Origin of the sequence: Mesorhizobium sp. M2E.F.Ca.ET.209.01.1.1, from assembly GCF_004010375.2 — a bacterium.
GTDB lineage: Bacteria > Pseudomonadota > Alphaproteobacteria > Rhizobiales > Rhizobiaceae > Mesorhizobium.
In genome coordinates this window covers 1-287 of sequence record NZ_SADP02001237.1, presented here as the reverse complement: position 1 = coordinate 287, position 287 = coordinate 1, and the positions used below count along the sequence as shown (strand labels likewise).

The following is a 287-nucleotide window of genomic DNA, read 5'->3' as shown; positions in this document are numbered from 1 at the left end:
GGCGTATTGTGAGTATCCCAGGATCTCATGGGAGAGCGGGTCGACCCTGGCAAGCACGTCGAAATCGAGGAACGAATCGTTCATCGGTGAAATCAGCGTGTCTGCCATGCGGTGGGCCACTCGACTGAGGACTGTGTTCGCGCCGGGCGTGTCGATGACAACAAAATCGTGGCTGGCCGCGATTGAGGCGAGACCCTCCTTGAGCTCTCTTACCAGAACGCTGTTGACATCTGCGGCTTCTGCCCGTCCGACAGGCGACACATGAAAATGGTGCGGCACAGGCAGGG

At 58.9% G+C, this 287-nt stretch carries 1 protein-coding gene; it reads right to left on the bottom strand.

What is annotated here, in order from left to right; genetic code table 11:
• Positions 1–287: division plane positioning ATPase MipZ (locus EN852_RS39885; protein WP_246694604.1), on the bottom strand; the 287-nt coding region annotated here is incomplete at both ends.